This is a genomic window from Brevibacillus nitrificans, from assembly GCF_003710965.1.
In the GTDB taxonomy this organism is placed as follows: domain Bacteria; phylum Bacillota; class Bacilli; order Brevibacillales; family Brevibacillaceae; genus Brevibacillus; species Brevibacillus centrosporus.
Genome location: NZ_RHHU01000017.1, coordinates 459340 through 476687, shown reverse-complemented (window position 1 = coordinate 476687; position 17348 = coordinate 459340). Strand labels below are relative to the sequence as shown.

Annotated in this window: 13 protein-coding genes; 7 read left to right on the top strand and 6 right to left on the bottom strand. The window is 51.9% G+C overall.

Annotated features, from left to right (window positions below; all coding sequences use genetic code 11):
* Together EDM59_RS25440 and EDM59_RS25435 are read right to left on the bottom strand one after the other, a co-directional pair.
* Positions 1-2253: a sensor domain-containing diguanylate cyclase gene (locus EDM59_RS25440; protein ID WP_122926192.1), complete on the bottom strand. Its 2253-nt coding sequence runs from the start codon at positions 2251-2253 to the stop codon at positions 1-3.
* A gap of 38 nt (positions 2254-2291) precedes the next feature.
* On the bottom strand, positions 2292-2873 hold the full coding sequence (locus tag EDM59_RS25435) for a histidine phosphatase family protein (RefSeq protein ID WP_122926191.1): 582 nt from the start codon (positions 2871-2873) through the stop codon (positions 2292-2294).
* Positions 2874-3107: 234 nt separating this feature from the next.
* On the opposite strand from EDM59_RS25435, the gene EDM59_RS25430 reads away from it, so the two are divergent.
* From EDM59_RS25430 to EDM59_RS25400, 7 genes are all read left to right on the top strand, one after another.
* On the top strand, positions 3108-5414 hold the full coding sequence (locus tag EDM59_RS25430; RefSeq protein WP_122926190.1) for an S-layer homology domain-containing protein: 2307 nt from the start codon (positions 3108-3110) through the stop codon (positions 5412-5414).
* 279 nt (positions 5415-5693) lie between these two features.
* Positions 5694-6293 carry a 30S ribosomal protein S4 gene (gene rpsD, locus EDM59_RS25425; RefSeq protein WP_092268826.1) on the top strand — a complete coding sequence of 200 codons (600 nt, stop codon included), beginning with the start codon at positions 5694-5696 and terminating at the stop codon, positions 6291-6293.
* Between the two features lie 291 nt (positions 6294-6584).
* Entirely contained in the window at positions 6585-7718 is a 1134-nt protein-coding gene (locus tag EDM59_RS25420) for an NADH-dependent flavin oxidoreductase (protein ID WP_122926189.1), read from the top strand.
* Positions 7719-7910: 192 nt separating this feature from the next.
* The gene (locus tag EDM59_RS25415) at positions 7911-11048 is read left to right on the top strand and encodes a penicillin-binding protein 1A (RefSeq protein ID WP_122926188.1); all 3138 of its coding nucleotides are present in this window, start codon (positions 7911-7913) and stop codon (positions 11046-11048) included.
* A gap of 69 nt (positions 11049-11117) precedes the next feature.
* Complete coding sequence (locus EDM59_RS25410) at positions 11118-11750, top strand: N-acetyltransferase (RefSeq protein WP_122926187.1); 633 nt, start codon at positions 11118-11120, stop codon at positions 11748-11750.
* A gap of 41 nt (positions 11751-11791) precedes the next feature.
* A complete protein-coding gene (locus EDM59_RS25405; RefSeq protein WP_122926186.1) occupies positions 11792-12436 on the top strand; it encodes an acetoin utilization AcuB family protein in 645 nt (214 codons plus the stop codon).
* Positions 12433-13590 carry an acetoin utilization protein AcuC gene (locus EDM59_RS25400; protein ID WP_122926185.1) on the top strand — a complete coding sequence of 386 codons (1158 nt, stop codon included), beginning with the start codon at positions 12433-12435 and terminating at the stop codon, positions 13588-13590. Before EDM59_RS25405 ends, EDM59_RS25400 begins: the two co-directional genes overlap by 4 nt.
* A gap of 113 nt (positions 13591-13703) precedes the next feature.
* Here the strand turns inward: EDM59_RS25400 and EDM59_RS25395 are convergent, their stop codons facing one another.
* From EDM59_RS25395 to EDM59_RS25380, 4 genes are all read right to left on the bottom strand, one after another.
* On the bottom strand, positions 13704-14645 hold the full coding sequence (locus EDM59_RS25395; RefSeq protein WP_122926184.1) for a 5'-methylthioadenosine/adenosylhomocysteine nucleosidase: 942 nt from the start codon (positions 14643-14645) through the stop codon (positions 13704-13706).
* A gap of 38 nt (positions 14646-14683) precedes the next feature.
* The gene (ccpA, locus tag EDM59_RS25390) at positions 14684-15694 is read right to left on the bottom strand and encodes a catabolite control protein A (RefSeq protein WP_092268813.1); all 1011 of its coding nucleotides are present in this window, start codon (positions 15692-15694) and stop codon (positions 14684-14686) included.
* 117 nt (positions 15695-15811) lie between these two features.
* A complete protein-coding gene (locus EDM59_RS25385; protein WP_092268811.1) occupies positions 15812-16120 on the bottom strand; it encodes a metal-sensitive transcriptional regulator in 309 nt (102 codons plus the stop codon).
* 128 nt (positions 16121-16248) lie between these two features.
* Positions 16249-17346: a bifunctional 3-deoxy-7-phosphoheptulonate synthase/chorismate mutase gene (locus EDM59_RS25380; protein ID WP_122926183.1), complete on the bottom strand. Its 1098-nt coding sequence runs from the start codon at positions 17344-17346 to the stop codon at positions 16249-16251.
* Positions 17347-17348 lie beyond the last annotated feature (2 nt).

Genomic DNA, 17348 nt, shown 5'->3' with positions numbered 1-17348 from the left:
CTATGCTAACACAACTTGGTTTCTACCCGAATTTTTTGCTTCGTATAACGCAATATCTGCCTGATGGAAGAGCGACTCGACACTCAAATCCAGCCCTAAGTCTTTATTCCATTTCGCAAGACCACACGAAATGGTGACTCGCGGTGACGTCTCCTGCTCCACACAATGTCTGATTCTCTCTGCGACACCATGTGCGGTAGACTTGTCCACGCGCGGCAAGTAAACGGCCAGCTCTTCGCCTCCCCAGCGCGCGGCAATATCGCTGTCCCGGATGCTGTGGCGAATGAGATTGGAAACCTGAATCAATACTTCGTCCCCTACCTGATGCCCAAACGTATCATTCACCGTTTTAAAATAATCAATATCGATCAGGATCAAAGAGCCATAGGGATCTTTCTCCAGCGATGTCCGAACTCTTTCGTTCAAATGCCTGCGGGTGTACAGACCCGTTAAATTGTCTGTGATGACCATTCGTTCCATTTCGTTATGCAAAACAGCGTTTGTCATGGCGAGGCTGGCGTGTTGGCCAAAAATTTCAAGCAGCTTGTAATCATCAAAACTAAAAAAATGATAGCGTGAATCCGAAACAAGCAACACGCCGCTGATTTCGCCTTCGACAATCAACGGAACCCCCATCAATGAGCCACAAGGCAAGAGGGAAAAGGGGAGTGGCCCTGCTCCTGGCTGGGCGAGCAGAAGCGCCTGTTTGTTCTGCAAAATTTCCTGAAACGGTTTTTCGTTTGCCAGCACGGTCTTGCCTGTGTACTCCGGCTGCGAGCAGGACAGAACGTCGAAGCGCTCCTCACCGGGTACTTTGCTCAGGATGGCGCAAAACTCCGCATCAAAGGTAGCGCCCATCATCGTGGTGACAAAATCCAAAATTTCTTTCAAATCAAGGCTGCGATTCAGCTGTCTCGCCATCTCATTGATCAGCCGAAGCTCGCGGATCAAATTGCGGGATTGCTGGTACAGCTGCGCGTTTTCAAAAGCAGTTCCTGCCGTATCCGCCAAGATTGCGATGTAGTCGGTTTCATGCTGACTAAGCGACACCCGCTGATCGGACGTAACCTGCAGCACGCCATAGATGCCCTGTTTTCCTAGCAAAGGCGCTGCTATGACGGTGACCGGCTGATCGTCCTCCTCCCGCTTTTCTACGATCAGACGACCTTCCAGATATGCCCTCGTACTGGTTGTAGGCTCTGTCTCTTGAAAAGACAGCTGCTTGACTGGCGTGGTCGCGTTCGGTTCGACTGTGAGGAAGAGCTCGACGGACAGCTGCGGATACAAGCTGGGAATGCTCGTTACGATCTCATGCAGAACATCGTTCACATCAATAGATGCCTGTATCTTGGACATCAGCTGATACAGCAGATCCTTCTTTCCCGCTTCTCGCCTCAGATCATCTGAAGAAATGGCTCGCCACAGCGCACTGCTCGCCTTTTCACACACTTCCTGCAGAAAGGCGACGTCCCTCTCATCGTAGAAAACGTCTGCTTCCTCCTGCGGCAAATGCAGGATTAATGCGTACAGCGGAGTGGAGTTGTGACTGATGGGAACAACGATGATCCGATTGTCATCCAGCACGGAGGGTGTCAATGCATCCTGACCAAAACGCAGGAGAATCTGGCTGATCTGGCTGATCTGGCTTGTCCCATCCTCAGCAGGCTGTGTCGTCACGCACTCATGCGGTATGCACTGGCCGTTCTCCGAGAGCTTCACTGCCGAGCAGTACCCCTTTTGGATGATCTCGCTAATCTGACTGATCAAGCACTCCAGCAGATCGCGCGTGCTGTCGTGAAGATTGAGATCCATCACGATTTGACTGGTCGCATGCTGGATGTACGCATCATAGCCCATCCGTATCATCGGCTCTAGTCCTCGCATGTAGGCGAAGAGGTCCAAATCAAATTCCGCTTGGGAAGTCACGATCCCGATAACGGCGCGAATACGACCATCGTACTCACGCAGAGGTATTGCCCCATAAAGCTTTGGGTCCCCCTCCCAAGTTTCTACGGTAATTTCCCTGGTGCTTGCTGTCTTTTCGATCAACTCCCGTACATTCCCGGAAGGTACAGAGTGTAGCATCAGGTCAAGTTCCCCGAGGTCTCCGGATTGGCCTACTTGCATCTCCATGAAGTTGATCACACGGCCCCCGGAATCTGTCAAGAAAAGGATGCCTGGGCGCTTTTCCGGCCATGATTGAAGAATAAAATGGGCCGTGTAGGAAAAGACCGTCTCTAACTTCCCCAACATTTTACTTGACACGAGATACTCCCTCTCTCAGCATTTTCTCAAATTTCCAAATGGTCTGTATTATTCACTTGCAAAACTTCCCACTGACCGTCTACGTACCGGAACATCGTGATTCCCGTATTGTCGATCCGCGTTATCCCCGTTCCCTGCTCGCCTGCCGTCACGTAGTGCAAAAAGCTGTTGATAAGTCCGCCGTGCGATACGACCACGACCGATTCGCCCGGATGGCTCGAGGCTACTTCCGTCAAAGCAGTCACAGCGCGAGTCTGCATGTCTTCAAACGTCTCGATTCCGCATGCCGCTTCATCCTGTGCTTCAAAACGAGCACGAATTTCTTCGTAGGTTAATCCCTCCCACTCGCCGTAGCACCGTTCCCGCAGCGTCATCCGTGTAGAGATGGACGAGCCTGATTGCTCCGCGATTCTCGATGCTGTGACACGCGCTCTGCTCAAATCGCTCGAGTAAACGGCGTGAATGATCTCTCCCTGAAAGCGACGGGCTACCTGCTCTGCCTGACGTAATCCAAGCTCATTCAAGTCGATATCGCTATGGCCTTGTATGCGCCTGATCTGATTCCACTCTGTTTCTCCGTGGCGGATGAGGTATAGGATGGTTTCCAAAACGAAAATCTCCTTTTGCAAAGATTCTTTAGAATAGTACTTTATATTATATAAGAAGCTTATACGCAATTCTAGATTGATAAAAAAACATTTGGGACAAATTTACCAATTTCCTTTCCCCGATAACGGTTCAGCCTGCCTTTCATCTTTTTTCTTTCTGATCGTGAAACGACGACACTCTTTTGCTCGTCAGAGTGGTATGTGAAAATACTGACACCGTTGGAGGGATTACCCATGAAAACTTGGCTCGTCCGCTCGAGCTCCTTTCTATTAACTGCCAGTCTGGTATTGCCAGTGCTTCCGGTCCATGCGCAAACGCCATTGGCTGCGTCCAGCCAGGCGCTCCCGATACCTGCTCAGCCAAACAGCGCGATGCTCGCTGCTGCCAGCAAAGTAAAGCTATCAAAAGAAGATGCCGTGACTCTGGCGCAGAAGCTGGTACCTACAAGCGGCCTTGAGCTCAATCAAGTTTCGTTTCGCTCCGCCGATTCCTGGCGGTCCTTTCCAGAGTGGTCCTTCAGTTGGGTAAAAAAGGTAGCGAACAGCGAGGAAATCCTGCTCTCGTATACGGTTAGCATCCATGCCAATACAGGCGAAGTGACTGCCTACTCTCGCTACGATCGGGGAGCTTCCAACCTCCCGTACGCCAAGCGAATCTCTTATGACGATGCACGCAAGCAGGCAGAGAGCTTCCTGTCCAAGTACAATTCTGGCAAAGCCGAACAGACTCGCTTGTACACACGCGACATGCCGACACCAAAGACTCCGCTAAACTCGGACATTAACTATAGCTTCCGATTTGTGCGAGTCGTAGATGGCGTTCTCTTTCCTGACAACAGCGTAGACATCATTGTCAATGGCGCAGGAACGGTAGTGGGCTACTCCCTCATGTGGAACGACGTCACCTTTGAAAAGCCTGCCAAAGCCATCTCGCAGGAAGAAGCCGAAAAAGAGATGCACGCTCAGGCACAGGCCCACCTCTCCTACCTCATGGCTTGGGAAAAGGAGGGAGTAGATCGCAACAAACCGATCTTGGCTTATCAAAACCCGTTCTCGTTTTACATCGATGCTTCGACTGGTGAGGCCGTGACTCCGTTCTCGCTAACGCCTCTCGATAAAGTCAAGGAGCCGACACCTGTCAGCAGCAAGCCTTTGCCTGCGCGTCATACGGGCAAAGCCCTTTCTCAGGATGACGCGGTCAAGTTTGCGGCGAGCACCTTTGATCTGGACAAATACGAGCTGCGCTCTGCCAATTACAGCGAAAAGGACTACCGCGGCAATCGTCCGGTCTGGAACCTGGAGTACGGTGAAAAAGACAATCGCAACGGCGGTTATGCCTACGTATCCATCGATGCTCAGACTGGCGATATTTACGCCTTTAACAAAGACATCCGTCCATTAAAGGATAAGGACACTTCTTCCACCAAAAAAATCAATACAGACAGTCTCAAAGAAAAAGCAGCGGAAAATATTCGCAAATGGTCCCCGACCGCCGCGAATCAGCTATATTGGCAGGACCGCTCTCAGGAAGAATCCTGGCAAAATGATGGCGACCGATACACCGTGTCGTTCCAGCGCTATCTAAACGGCGTCGCGGCAGCTTCCGGCTCCTCTTCTCAGACTTTCGATACCACAACCGGCGAGCTTCTCTCCTATTACACTGAGTTTGGCAGCGAAACGTATCCATCCAAGCTGCCCAAGCATTTGAGCGAGGAGGAAGCCATCGCTGCCTGGCAGAAGGAAGTAGAAACCGAAGCGGTATACGTCCTGACGCCTTTGAGCAAGGAAGACAACCTGAAAATGCAATCGCTGCCTTCCTACATGCCAAAGAGAACGGCCAAACTGATTTACCGAGCGACCGCCACGCCGTTTGAACAGCCATACTTTTTCGATGCTGTCACAGGAGAATGGCGCTCCCAATCCTCAGGAAAAGTCATCAGCCTTCACCGTCCGGCACCTTCTGACCTGAAGGGGGATCCTGCCGAAAAAGAATTGATGCTGATGTATGAATATGATGCTCTCTCCCTCGTCGACGGTAAAATCATGCCGCAAAAACAGATCACCCGCGGCGAGATGATTGAGATGCTGATGATCAGCTTAAACAATGGACGCTTCTATCCGACGTACGCATCCGATCGCAAGGCCACTTACAGCGATGTGGCAAACGGTTCCCGCTACTTCTCTGCAGTCGAGGCAGCTGTCGATCGCGGTCTGCTCGTGAAAAATGGGGCCACGCTTAATCCGGATGAACCGATCAATCGCGAAGAGCTGGCTGACATGATCGTACGTGCGCTTGGGTACAGCAAGCTGGCGGACTACTCCAACATGTTCCAGTCCAGCCTGACGGATATCGCAGGTACCAAGCATCGCGGCTCGATCGTGATCGCTACGACTTTGGGCATCATGACGACCGACAAGCAAACCTTTAAGCCACAAGCGAAGGTCTCCCGTGCCGATGCAGCTGTGTCCTTCACCCGTTTCCTCGAAAAACGCGGGGAAGAGCAGGATGGTTTCACGGCCATCGAGCAAGTCAAAGAGTAGGAGGCGTGGCGCCATCCACACTAGGGTGGCGCCTTTCTTTTCCCTTGACTTCACTCTGCCGATCCTTGTATTATTGAATGTATGTGTACAGGGTAGCATTGATTGCAGGTAAAAACGGAAGGATGTACCCTCTTAGTTCCCTCCCTTTCAGGCAGCGGCTGAACTACCTGTGAGGAGCACGATGCGGAAACGCTACCGTCCGAAGTTCGTGTAGATAAAGTAGGAACTAACCTGTCGGAAGTAAACACCTGCGAATCCATATTAAAGGAGAATGAAAACATGTCACGTTACACAGGACCTCGTCACAAACTGGCCCGTCGTCTGGGTATCTCCCTCGATGGTACCGGAAAAGACATCAAACGCAACTTCCCTCCAGGTCAACACGGTCACAACAACCGTCGTAAACTGAGCGAGTATGGAATTCAGTTGCAAGAAAAACAAAAACTGCGCCACATGTTTGGCTTGAACGAAAAACAATTCCGCCGCACTTTCGACCACGCGAGCAAAATGGCTGGCGTAGTGGGTGAAAACTTCATGAAATTGCTGGAATCCCGCCTGGACAACCTGGTATACCGCATGGGCTACGCTCCAACTCGCCCAGCTGCTCGTCAGTTGGTAAACCATGGTCACTTCCTGGTAAACGGCAAAAAAGTGAACATCCCATCTTACCGTGTTCAACCAGGTGATGTGATCTCCATCCGCGAGAAATCCCGTGGTCTGGAAATCATCAAGAACTCCCTGGAAGGCCGCAACTTCCTGCCTAACTATGTAACTTTCAACGATGCTGCTGCTGAAGGTACCTTCACTCGTCTGCCTGACCGTGAAGAAATGCCAGCTGAAATCAACGAAGTTCTGATCGTTGAGTTCTACAGCCGTTAATCGACTTGAAAAAAAGAGTAGCGCCGCTCGTCGGCCTACTCTTTTTTTATTTGGCAAGTCTAGGCTCGAAAGCCATCTCCTCATCGGTGTCCGAAGCTACCCGTTCTCCGTCTTGCACTTTCAAAAAGTTATTACCTTGACCACAGTTAGTACTCTCCCTATAATTGTAAAACATCGGTGCTCCTGCTAACCGTCCTGCTCATTTGGGACGTACTTCCTCTTTCAAATAGGGAAGAATGTTAGGGGCATCATTTGTATGTATTCTCACGCAGAAATGAGGGAGAGCAGCACATGAATCCAAAATACCAGCCATTCTTCGATACATTTCGCTTCCGCAGTGGTGTAGAAGTGAAAAACCGTTTGGTCATGGCCCCCATGACTACCTACTCCGGCAATCCAGATGACACCGTCTCCAAAGGCGAGCTCACTTACTATGCCCGCCGTTCGCGGGGCGTCGGCATGGTCATTACCGCTTGCACGTACGTCACCGCAAACGGCAAGGGATTCCCAGGCGAATTTGCCGGAGACCGCGACGAAATGATCCCTAGCCTGCGTTCCTTGGCTACAGCAATCAAGGAGCAGGGAGCCAAAGCAGTGCTGCAAATTTTTCATGCAGGTCGGATGAGTCCCCCTGAGCTCGTCCCCCATGGAAAAACGGTAAGCGCAAGTGCAGTAGCCGCAGAGCAGCAGGGTGCCCCTGTCCCTTCCGAGCTGACAGATGGGGAAATCCAGGACATCATCAAGGCTTTTGGGGAAACGACACGCCGTGCCATTGAAGCAGGCTATGATGGCGTCGAGATTCACGGTGCCAACGGCTATTTGGTCCAGCAATTTTTCTCTCCCCACGCCAACCGCCGCAATGACCACTGGGGCGGAAGCCTGGAAAAGCGTATGCGTTTCCCACTCGCCGTCGTAGACGAGGTCAAGCGTGTCGTCGCCGCGCACGCAAAGCAGCCTTTCCTGATCGGATACCGCTTTTCTCCGGAAGAGGCGGAAACACCGGGAATCACGATGGCAGATACGCTCGTTCTCACAGACGCACTCGCTCAAAAAGAGCTTGATTATCTGCACGTATCATTGATGAATTTCTGGTCCACACCGCGCAGCGCTGAAGGAACTCGTTCGGAAACGCGACTTGAACTGATCCAAAAGCAAGTCGCAAGTCGCGTTCCCGTCATGGGAGTTGGCTCCATCCGTACAGCGGACGAAGCCCTCCAAGCTTTTGCAACAGGTGTCCCGCTGCTCGCTCTTGGCCGTGAGCTGATCATCGAGCCTGAGTGGGTCGAAAAGGTGCAGAATGGGCAAGAAGCCGACATTCAGGTGGAGATCGATAAAAACGATCAGGCCCGCTTGGACATTCCAGATCCACTCTGGCATGCTATCCTCCATACACCCGGCTGGTTCCCGATCTCACAGAAGGTATAAAGCTCGAACAGTTGGATGACGGTACTTCTACAGGAAAAGAGGGTGCCTGCCCAGTAGTTGACGCTGCTGAGCAGATCCCCTCTTTTTTTCCTTTTTTCGACGGTTTCTGACCTCTCCTCTTGTCGTCTCAGCTTCTATCCTCCCGGTTCCTCCTATGGTATAATCAGGGTGTATGCTAGGGGGTCATAGACTATGTCGAACAGCCACAATTCTTCCTCTGAACCGACGAAGAAAAAACGCCGAAGAAGCCGCGGCCGAATGATCTGGATTGCCATTCAGCTGCTGTTTTTACTGGGAGTAATGGGAGGCGTCGTTGCAGGAGGAATCGTGACCGGTTATGTAGCCGCATTGGTGAAAGACGAGCCTGTGCGCAACAAGGAGGAACTCGAAAAGAAGATTTTCACGAACTATCTGACTGGATTTGCCTATTACAATGACGGCTCTTTGATCGGACAACTCCGAGCAGAAGAAGGCGACAGGCGATTGGTGAAAAAAGCAGACGTTTCTCCCTATTTGATCAACGCAATCATCGCAACGGAAGACAAAAACTTTTATCATCACAAAGGGGTAGTGCTGCAATCCACCATCCGCGGCGCCATTCAGGATTTTACCAATCAGCCCGTGGTAACTGGAGGCAGTACGATCACCCAGCAGCTCGTCAAAAATACGATTCTTACGGCGGAAGTAAGCCATTCCCGCAAAGCCAAGGAGATTTTCAGCGCCTTGCGGATCGAGCGCATGTTTTCCAAAGATCAGATTTTGGAAGCTTACATGAATGAGATCTACTTTGGGAAAAATGCGAACGGTTCCAACGTTTATGGTGTACAAGCAGCCGCAAAAGGGATTTTTGGCAAGGATGTCAAAGAACTGAACCTCAGCGAGAGCTCTTATTTAGCTGGGATGATTCAAAACCCTGGCGCCTATACCCCGTTTACAAATGAGGGCTATGAGCGCGGAAAAGAACGCCAAAAGATGGTTCTCGATCGGATGCTGGAAAATGGATACATCACCCAGACCCAGTACGATGGAGCGAGCAAAGCGGATCTCAAAACCGCGCTCGCCAAGCCAACGGAGCAAGCGTATCGAGAAGTTCCTTTCCTCATGATGGAAATCGAGGACAGGGCAGCGCGTCAGCTGGTCGATGCTGACCTGAAGGAAAAAGGCAGGGACAAAGACTCTGTTGGCCGCAATGAGTATCGCCAGCTTGTAGAAGAGAAGCGCCGCGATATTCTCCGCAACGGGTACAAAATTCATACGACAATCGATAAGAACGTGTACGCGACCATGCAGGCCGTCGCGAACGACCCGAAAAACTTCGGAAAAAACCGTTCGTATACGATCCGCCGCTCGAACGGCAAAACAGAAAAAATCGAGAATGCGTTGGAAGAAGTCGGCGCAATGCTGATCCACAACAAGACAGGGGCCATTCTCGGCATGATCGGTGGACGCGACTTTAAAGTGGAACAAACCAACCACGCCACCGTACCTCGTCAGCCGGGGTCTTCGATGAAGCCGCTCGCAGCCTACGCTCCTGCCTTTGAGCTGGGCATTCTGCAGCCTGCTTCCCCGCTCGACGATTCACCTGTTTTGCTGGCAGACGGTCAGAACGGTACTCACCTGCCGATGAACTGGAACAACAAATGGCAAGGAATCATGAGTGCACGGGAAGCCTTGCGGATGTCCTGGAACATTCCAGCCATCAAAACCTATCTCAAGGTAGGCATTCCGACCGCACTCGAGTATGTGAAAAAGACGGGAATCACCACGCTGGTGGATGCGGATAATTACGCCTCTACAGGGGTAATCGGCGGACTTACATACGGAACGACCGTTGAGGAAATGACAAATGCTTACGCCACCTTCGCCAACCACGGCTCCTTCGTGGACGCTTATCTCATCGACTCCGTTGAGGACAGCACGGGCAAGGTCATTTACAAGCATGAGTCGCAGCCCGTTCAAGTGTACAGCGAACAAACCGCTTATTTGATCACCGATATGATGCGCGATGTTGTCGATGCCGGTACTGGTACGCACATCCGCAAATACGTTCCGAAAAAAGTGGACGTCGCAGGCAAAACCGGTACGACCAACAGCAGCAACGACTTGTGGTTTGTTGGCTACACGCCGCAGCTGTCCATGGGCGTTTGGGTAGGCTTTGATGAGCCGTACCCGATGCCGGACGCCGACAAGTATGTCCCGATGGTCGTCTGGGGTAAAGTCATGAAGGAGATCATCGAGAAACAGCCGAACCTCTCTCCTCCGACTGACACGTTCAAGAAGCCGGAAGGGATCGTCAGCGCGACCGTTGACTCGAAATCAGGCCTTTTGCCAAGCGAGCTTTCCAAAGAGGCCGGACACGTCATCACCGACTTGTTCAACCGCCGCTTCGTTCCTACCAAGGTCGACGACTCGCATCAAAAAGCGCGGATCGTCACCTATAATGATGAGCGTTACCTCGCGAAGGAAGGCACACCGGATGACTTTGTCACAGAGGGCATCTTCTATCGCTCGCCCGACCCGCTCGCAACCAAGGAGCAGATTCAGGCGAAAAATAAAAAAGTGGCCATTCACCCGCCTGACTGGGAAAATCGACTTCCGGACCTGGAAGATCCACGCACCGATGTCTCCGGCACTCCGCAGTCACCAACTGGCGTGGCTGCAAGCAGCAGCGGGCAACAGCATGTGCTCACCTGGCAGTCGGCTAAGGAAGCCGATCTCCTCGGCTATCGCATCTATCGGGCTGACAGTCAAAATAGCTTTACCCGAATTGGCACCGTCAAGGATCCATCTGTATTGACCTTTACCGATACAGGAGCGGCCTTGGGCGACGTCGGCTACTATGTGACAGCTGTTGATGTCACAGGTCAGGAATCACAGCCGTCAGCGATTGCCACGAGTGGTTCTTCGTCACATACTTGGCAGCTCCCAGACCCGAATACAGAAACGGGCAATACGGATATCCCAAGTAATTCGAATGAACCTGGCACTCCTGGGACGACCATGCCAAATGATGGCCAAAACACAGCTTCTCCAGGAGACGGCGGAAGCAGCACGAATCCTCCGTCGACACCGAAGTCGCTGTCCCTGCATTCTGCGGGAGGCGGAGTGAAGCTGCAGTGGAAAGCAAATGCGGCAGCTGAGCAAGTCATTGCGTACAATATCTACTTCAAGCCGGATGCAACAAGCGGTTTCCTGCTCATCGATACCGTATCTGGCACAAGCTACACCCATACCACCGATTTGAAAAATGGAAGCTACTACATCACAGCCGTGAATAGTTACGGAGAATCGTCACATTCCAACAATGTAACTGCCAGCGGCTCCGAATAACGTAAAAGAAGAAGCAGAGATGGTCTTATGTGCCATCTCTCTTTTTCTACAAGCACGAGGAGGGATCTGATGGAACACGTCAAGCGTTACCACTCGCTAAAGACGATTGTGAACGGAAGAGAACTGTTGATTGAAGGCCCTATTTCGGGAAGTGAGCTCGCCTCCTACCGCTTCGATGATGGCTTAAAAGCTTTTCGTATTCCCGAGCAGCAGCACCAGGCTCTGATTGAAATTGCTGATCTTCCTGAGGGCCGCATCATTGTCGCCCGCGAAGACGATCTCGTTCTTGGGTATGTGACGTTTCTCCATCCAGACCCGCTCGAGCGCTGGTCACAAGCGCAGCTGCCCGATCTTCTGGAGCTGGGGGCCATTGAGATCAGCCATTTGATCAGAGCTGGCGGCGTGGCGAAAAAGCTGCTGGAGGTCTCCTTTGCAGATGACGCGATGGAGGACTACATTATCATTACGACTGAGTATTACTGGCACTGGGATTTGAAAGGGACTGGCCTGGATGTGTGGCAGTATCGGAAAGTGATGGAAAAGGTAATGGGAAGTGTCGGCATGGTCTGGATGGCGACTGATGATCCGGAAATCTGCTCCCACCCTGCCAACTGCCTGATGGCCAAAATCGGCAAGCGCGTTCCCCCTGAATCCGTCGAAGCTTTTGATGGGATGCGCTTTCAAAATCGCTTTCTTTATTAGAAACATCGACACCCTCTCGGAGAAAAAAGGAGGCTTCTCTCATGCGTATTGAGGATATTATGCGGAAAAAGGTAATCACGGTCAGTCCTTCCACTTCTATCGGGGAAGCACTCCTGTTGCTCCGTACCAATCGGATCAGGCATTTGCCCGTACTAGAAGAAGAGCGGCTGGTGGGGCTCGTCTCGGACCGTGATTTGCGCGATGCTCTCCCCTCTCATTTGCTGACCCACGAAGATGATGACATGATTCTGCAAAAGCCCGTCTCGGACATCATGAGCAAGCAAGTCATCACAGCCCATCCGCTCGACTTTATCGAGGATGCAGCCGCCCAAGTCTATGAGCATAAAATCGGGTCTCTCCCGATTGTCGAGAACGAACGGCTCGTCGGAATGATTACCGAATCCGATTTGTTTTCCAGTCTGATTGAGCTGTTTGGTGTCAACCGGCCAAGCTCCCATATCGAGGTGCAGGTCGATGATCGTGTTGGCGCTCTTGCCGAAGTCAGCCAGGTTTTCCGGGATGCGCATGTCAACATTTGCAGTGTCTTGGTCTATCCAGCTCAGAACCCACCACAAAAAAATCTGGTTTTCCGCGCACAGACCATCGATCCACGCCCTCTGATTCAGCAGCTGACCGACAAAGGCTTCACCGTCGTCTGGCCAAAAGAAGGAGGGAGCCTTCTTTGAGTCGCAACTCCCGCCTCATCTACTCGCCAGATTATACAAACTACTACTTCCATGACGAGCATCCTTTCAACCAACGCCGCTTGCTGCTCACGCATGACTTGATGAGCATGTACGGCCTTCTGGACGAATCGGACATCGTGCCTCCCCGCTTCGCTACGGATGAAGAGCTGGAGCTGGTACACGATTCCCGCTACATCCAGTTTGTCCGCGATCAAGGCCATAGCGATACGGAGCTCCCTCTCGCTGCCAGCTACGGGCTGGGTACCGAGGATGTTCCCTGCTTCGCGAATATGCACGAATCCGCCTCCCTGATCGCCGGAGGCACCTTGAATGCCGTAGACCTCGTTATGAACGGTCAAGCAGAGCATGCTTTCAATCCGGCTGGCGGACTTCATCACGCTTTTCGGGGTCGGGCTTCTGGCTTTTGCATTTACAACGACTGCTCTGTTGCCATTGCCTACATACGCAAAAAGTGGAACGCACGCGTCCTGTACATCGACACAGATGCCCATCACGGGGATGGCGTCCAATGGGCCTTTTACGACGATCCGAACGTACTTACCGTCTCCATGCACGAAACGGGAAAGTACTTGTTTCCTGGTACCGGCAATTTGACCGAACGTGGCGATGGAAGCGGTTACGGGTATTCCGTCAACGTTCCGCTTGATGCTTTTACGGAAGACGACTCGTTTCTTTCGATTTATCAGGAGCTGGTGACCAAGCTTGCCCACGGCTTCAAGCCCGACGTCATACTGACCCAAAACGGCTGCGATGCCCATGCCTTTGACCCTCTCACCCATCTGTCCTGTTCCATGAAAATCTATCAGGCGATCCCTCGATTGGCGCACCAGCTCGCCCATGAGCTGTGCGGGGGGAAATGGATTGCAGTTGGCGGTGGAGGCTATGATATTTGGCGGGTCGTCCCTCGCGCCTGGACCTTGCTGTGGAGCGAGATGACAGACCAGCCATTGACCGACGGGCCACTACCCGCTGCCTGGGCAGAGCGCTGGCAGTCTCACTCTGAGCTGGTATTGCCAAAGCGCTTGTTTGACGAGCCATTCCCTGCCATCCCACGACGCGCTGAGATCACCCAAAAGAATCTAGTAACGTTGGAGCGCGCCATGATGTATGCGCCGATCTCCTCTGAGTCATGATGGTTTGTCTCCTAAAAAAAGAGAAGCGTGCAGATCCCGTATCCCTCTGATACGAAAACCTGTACGCTTCTCTTTGTGTATGCTGGTCGCTATGAGCACCTCGTTGCCAAAGGCTAGTTGGATGACAGGCTGCTCACGAGCTGCTCCAGCTCAGCTGGCTGATACCCTTTTACCGCTTTGTCGCCGACGACTGTCACAGGAACACCCATGAAGCCAAAGCGCTCCACTTCCTCCTGATAGGCGCGGCTAGTCATGACATCGCGCACTTCAAAAGCAAGTCCCTTGGCAGTCAGCCATTGCTTGACCAGATTGCAGTCAATGCAGTTCTGTGTGGAGTAAACGATGACCGAAGAGCCTTCCGAAGCTGCTGTCAGCATATTGCGGACAATCGCATAGGATCGCTCGGAGGCGAGTTTTGTAAATTCCACAAAGTTGACATGCGCAGAACCATCCGCCTTGTCTGACATGGAGCGCACGACGACGAATGGCACATCATTCATCGCGCAAACTTGTCCGACAGATGCGCCCTCCATTTCCGTGCAATGCGCTTCAAACTGCTCATACAGCCACTGCACTTTTTCGCGGCTGGCAACGAACTGGTCGCCGGACAGGATGCGTCCGCTCACTACCTGCACATCTGCCTCTAGCTTTTGACCAGCAGCGATCGCTTGCTGCATTAACTCTTCATCGGCTTTCCAGACCCATTGCTCCGTAAACGGAATCTGACCTGGCGCAAAGCCGAGTGGCGATACATCGATGTCATGCTGGATGCAATCTGTCGAAACGACGATATCCCCAATATTCAGCGCTGGATGCACGGCACCCGCAACCCCTGTAAAGATCACCCGATCCACCTGGAACGTGTCGATCAAAATCTGAGTAGTAACCGCAGCATTGACTTTTCCTACTCCCGATTTGCAGAGGACGACCTCTTTGCCTTCCATCTGGCCTTCATAGTAAGTAATGCCCGCTTTTACGGTTTGCTTCGTCTGCTGCATGGCTTCCAAATACAGCGCGATTTCTTCATCCATCGCACCAATAATGCCGATCCGCATCCCTAATTTCCTCCTCTTGCTCGTCCAATCTGCCCGTCTTATTCTTGCTCGGGTCTGGTGCTTTCTCTGTATTCGATTCGATGTGGCAGCAATACGACATGCTCTTCCACGTGTTCATTGTTCATGTACTTGGTCAACAGGCGCATCGCAACCGCTCCGATATCATACATCGGCTGCACCACAGAGGTCAGACGCGGACGTACCATCTCAACCAGGCGGATATTATCATGCCCGATCACTTCCACATCGTTTGGCACATTCAAACCGGAATCCTGAATCGCATGAATCGCTCCGATCGCCATCTCGTCGTTTGCGGCAAAAATCGCAGTAGGCGGTTCCGACAGCTGCAGAAACTGTTTTGTCTTTGTCAGACCGGACTCGTAGAAGAAGTTCCCGTTAGCAACGAGGTCTTCATTTAGTCCGATTCCCGCGTCAACCAACGCTTTTTTGTAGCCTTCAAAACGCATCAGACCACTCAGTGGATCATTCAGCGGTCCAGTAATCATCGCGACACGTTTGTGACCGCGGTCGATCAAAGCTTTTGTCGCATCGTATCCCGCTTGGAAATGATCAATCGTGACGGATGGCAGTGCGTTATCTGCATCGCGAGTCGCTGCCAGAACGGTTGGTACGGATGTGCTGGTGAGCGCCTGCAAATGATCTTCCTTGATCTCCGCACCCATGAACAACAGCCCGTCCACCTGTTTTTCCAGCAATGTATTGATTAATTGCAATTCCTTTTCCATTCTTTGGTCGGAGTTGCACAAAATGATGTTGTACTTGTACATGGTCGCGATGTCTTCAATCCCTCGCGCCAACTCTGAAAAAAACAAACTGGAGATATCCGGGATAATGACACCGACCGTTGTTGTCTTTTTGCTGGCGAGTCCTCGCGCTACCGCATTTGGACGATATCCCAAACGTTCAATTGCAGCTAATACTTTTTTCCGGGTCAACGGCTTCACATTGGGATTTCCGTTGACAACCCGGGACACGGTCGCCATCGAAACCCCCGCTTCTCTAGCCACGTCGTAGATCGTAACCGGCATCACACACCCTCACTTTCCCCATTTAATGGTTTTCATAATCATTTTCATAAATATATGCACCTATGATACGACAAGCTGTACGTGGTTGCAATTGTTTTTAGCTTGTCTCTATACGCGTTACTTCATTAATTTATTCATCGTTTTCAAGAGCTCGTCAATGACTTCCTCGTCGCCCTGCTGAATCCGCTCCATGACACAGCTGCGCATGTGCCCCTCGAGTAGGATCTTGCCCACTGCGTTCAGCGCGGATTGGACTGCCGCGATCTGGTTCAGGATGTCATCACAGTACACATCCTTCTCTACCATTCCGCGAATCCCGCGAATTTGGCCCTCCACGCGATTGAGACGGGACACGAGGTTTGACTTGATCTTGTCAGAACGCATCGTCGAACGTTCAGCCGAGCAGCATTGGTCGTGTTCATTCATCAGGCACATCCCCCTTCTGCCTTAACAGCACGTAAGTCTAGCTTACTTGCTCACCATCTGTTCGTCAAATTAGAAGAGGCCTCTCCTGCGTGCAGGAAAGACCTCCGACTACACTTTACGCTTTCAAATTAACCGCGTGCAGCGACTACTTCACCTTTGTACAGACCAGAAGCGAGCAGCTCGTCAACAAATTTGTTGAAGTCTGGGATGTTCAGCTGTTGTTTGGCATCGGACAAAGCCACGTCTGGATCCGGGTGAACTTCGACCATGATACCGTCAGATCCGACAGCGATACCCGCTTTTGCGGTAGGCAAGAGCAGATCGCGACGACCAGTAGAGTGTGTCACGTCTACGAACACTGGCAAGTGCGTTTCTTGCTTGAGCAATGGTACTGCCGAGATGTCCAGTGTGTTGCGAGTCGCTTTTTCATAGGTGCGGATCCCGCGCTCACACAGCATGACTTGCGTATTGCCCTCGGACAGGATGTATTCTGCAGCGTAGATGAATTCTTCGATCGTTGCAGACAAACCGCGTTTCAGCAGGATCGGCTTGTTCAGACGACCAGCTGCTTTCAGCAGTTCGAAGTTTTGCATGTTGCGTGCACCGATTTGGATCACGTCGATGTATTGGCTCGCCATTTCCAGGTCAGCTGGCGTCACGATCTCGCTGATGGTAACGAGGTTGTACTCATCGCCGATGCGCTTGAGGATTTGCAGGCCCTCTTCACCCAGACCTTGGAAATCGTATGGGGACGTGCGAGGCTTGTATGCTCCGCCGCGAAGCGTACGAAGACCGCGCTTCACATGGTTCTCCGCGACTGCTTTTACTTGCTCATAGCTTTCTACCGAGCAAGGACCTGCGATCAGGATCGGATTGCCGGCACCGAACTCGACGCCTTTTACCGTGATCACTGTATCTTCCGCCTGCTTTTTGCGGCTGACGAGCAAAACCTTCTTCTTATCGTCGTTTTGCAACTCGAGGGATACTTGGAAGATTTGTTTGAAAAGATGACGAACTGTATTGTCATTGAATGGGCCTTTGTTGTTCTCTACCAGCTGGTTGAGCATTTGACGCTCGCGCTCTGGATCGAATCGGTTGCTGCCCTGTTTTTCTTTTTCTTTGCCCAGCTCTTGTACCAGGGTCGCGCGCTTGTTGATCAGATCGAGAATTTGCAGGTTGATTTCGTCAATCTGTTTGCGCATGTTATCAATCAAATCGTGTGCCATGA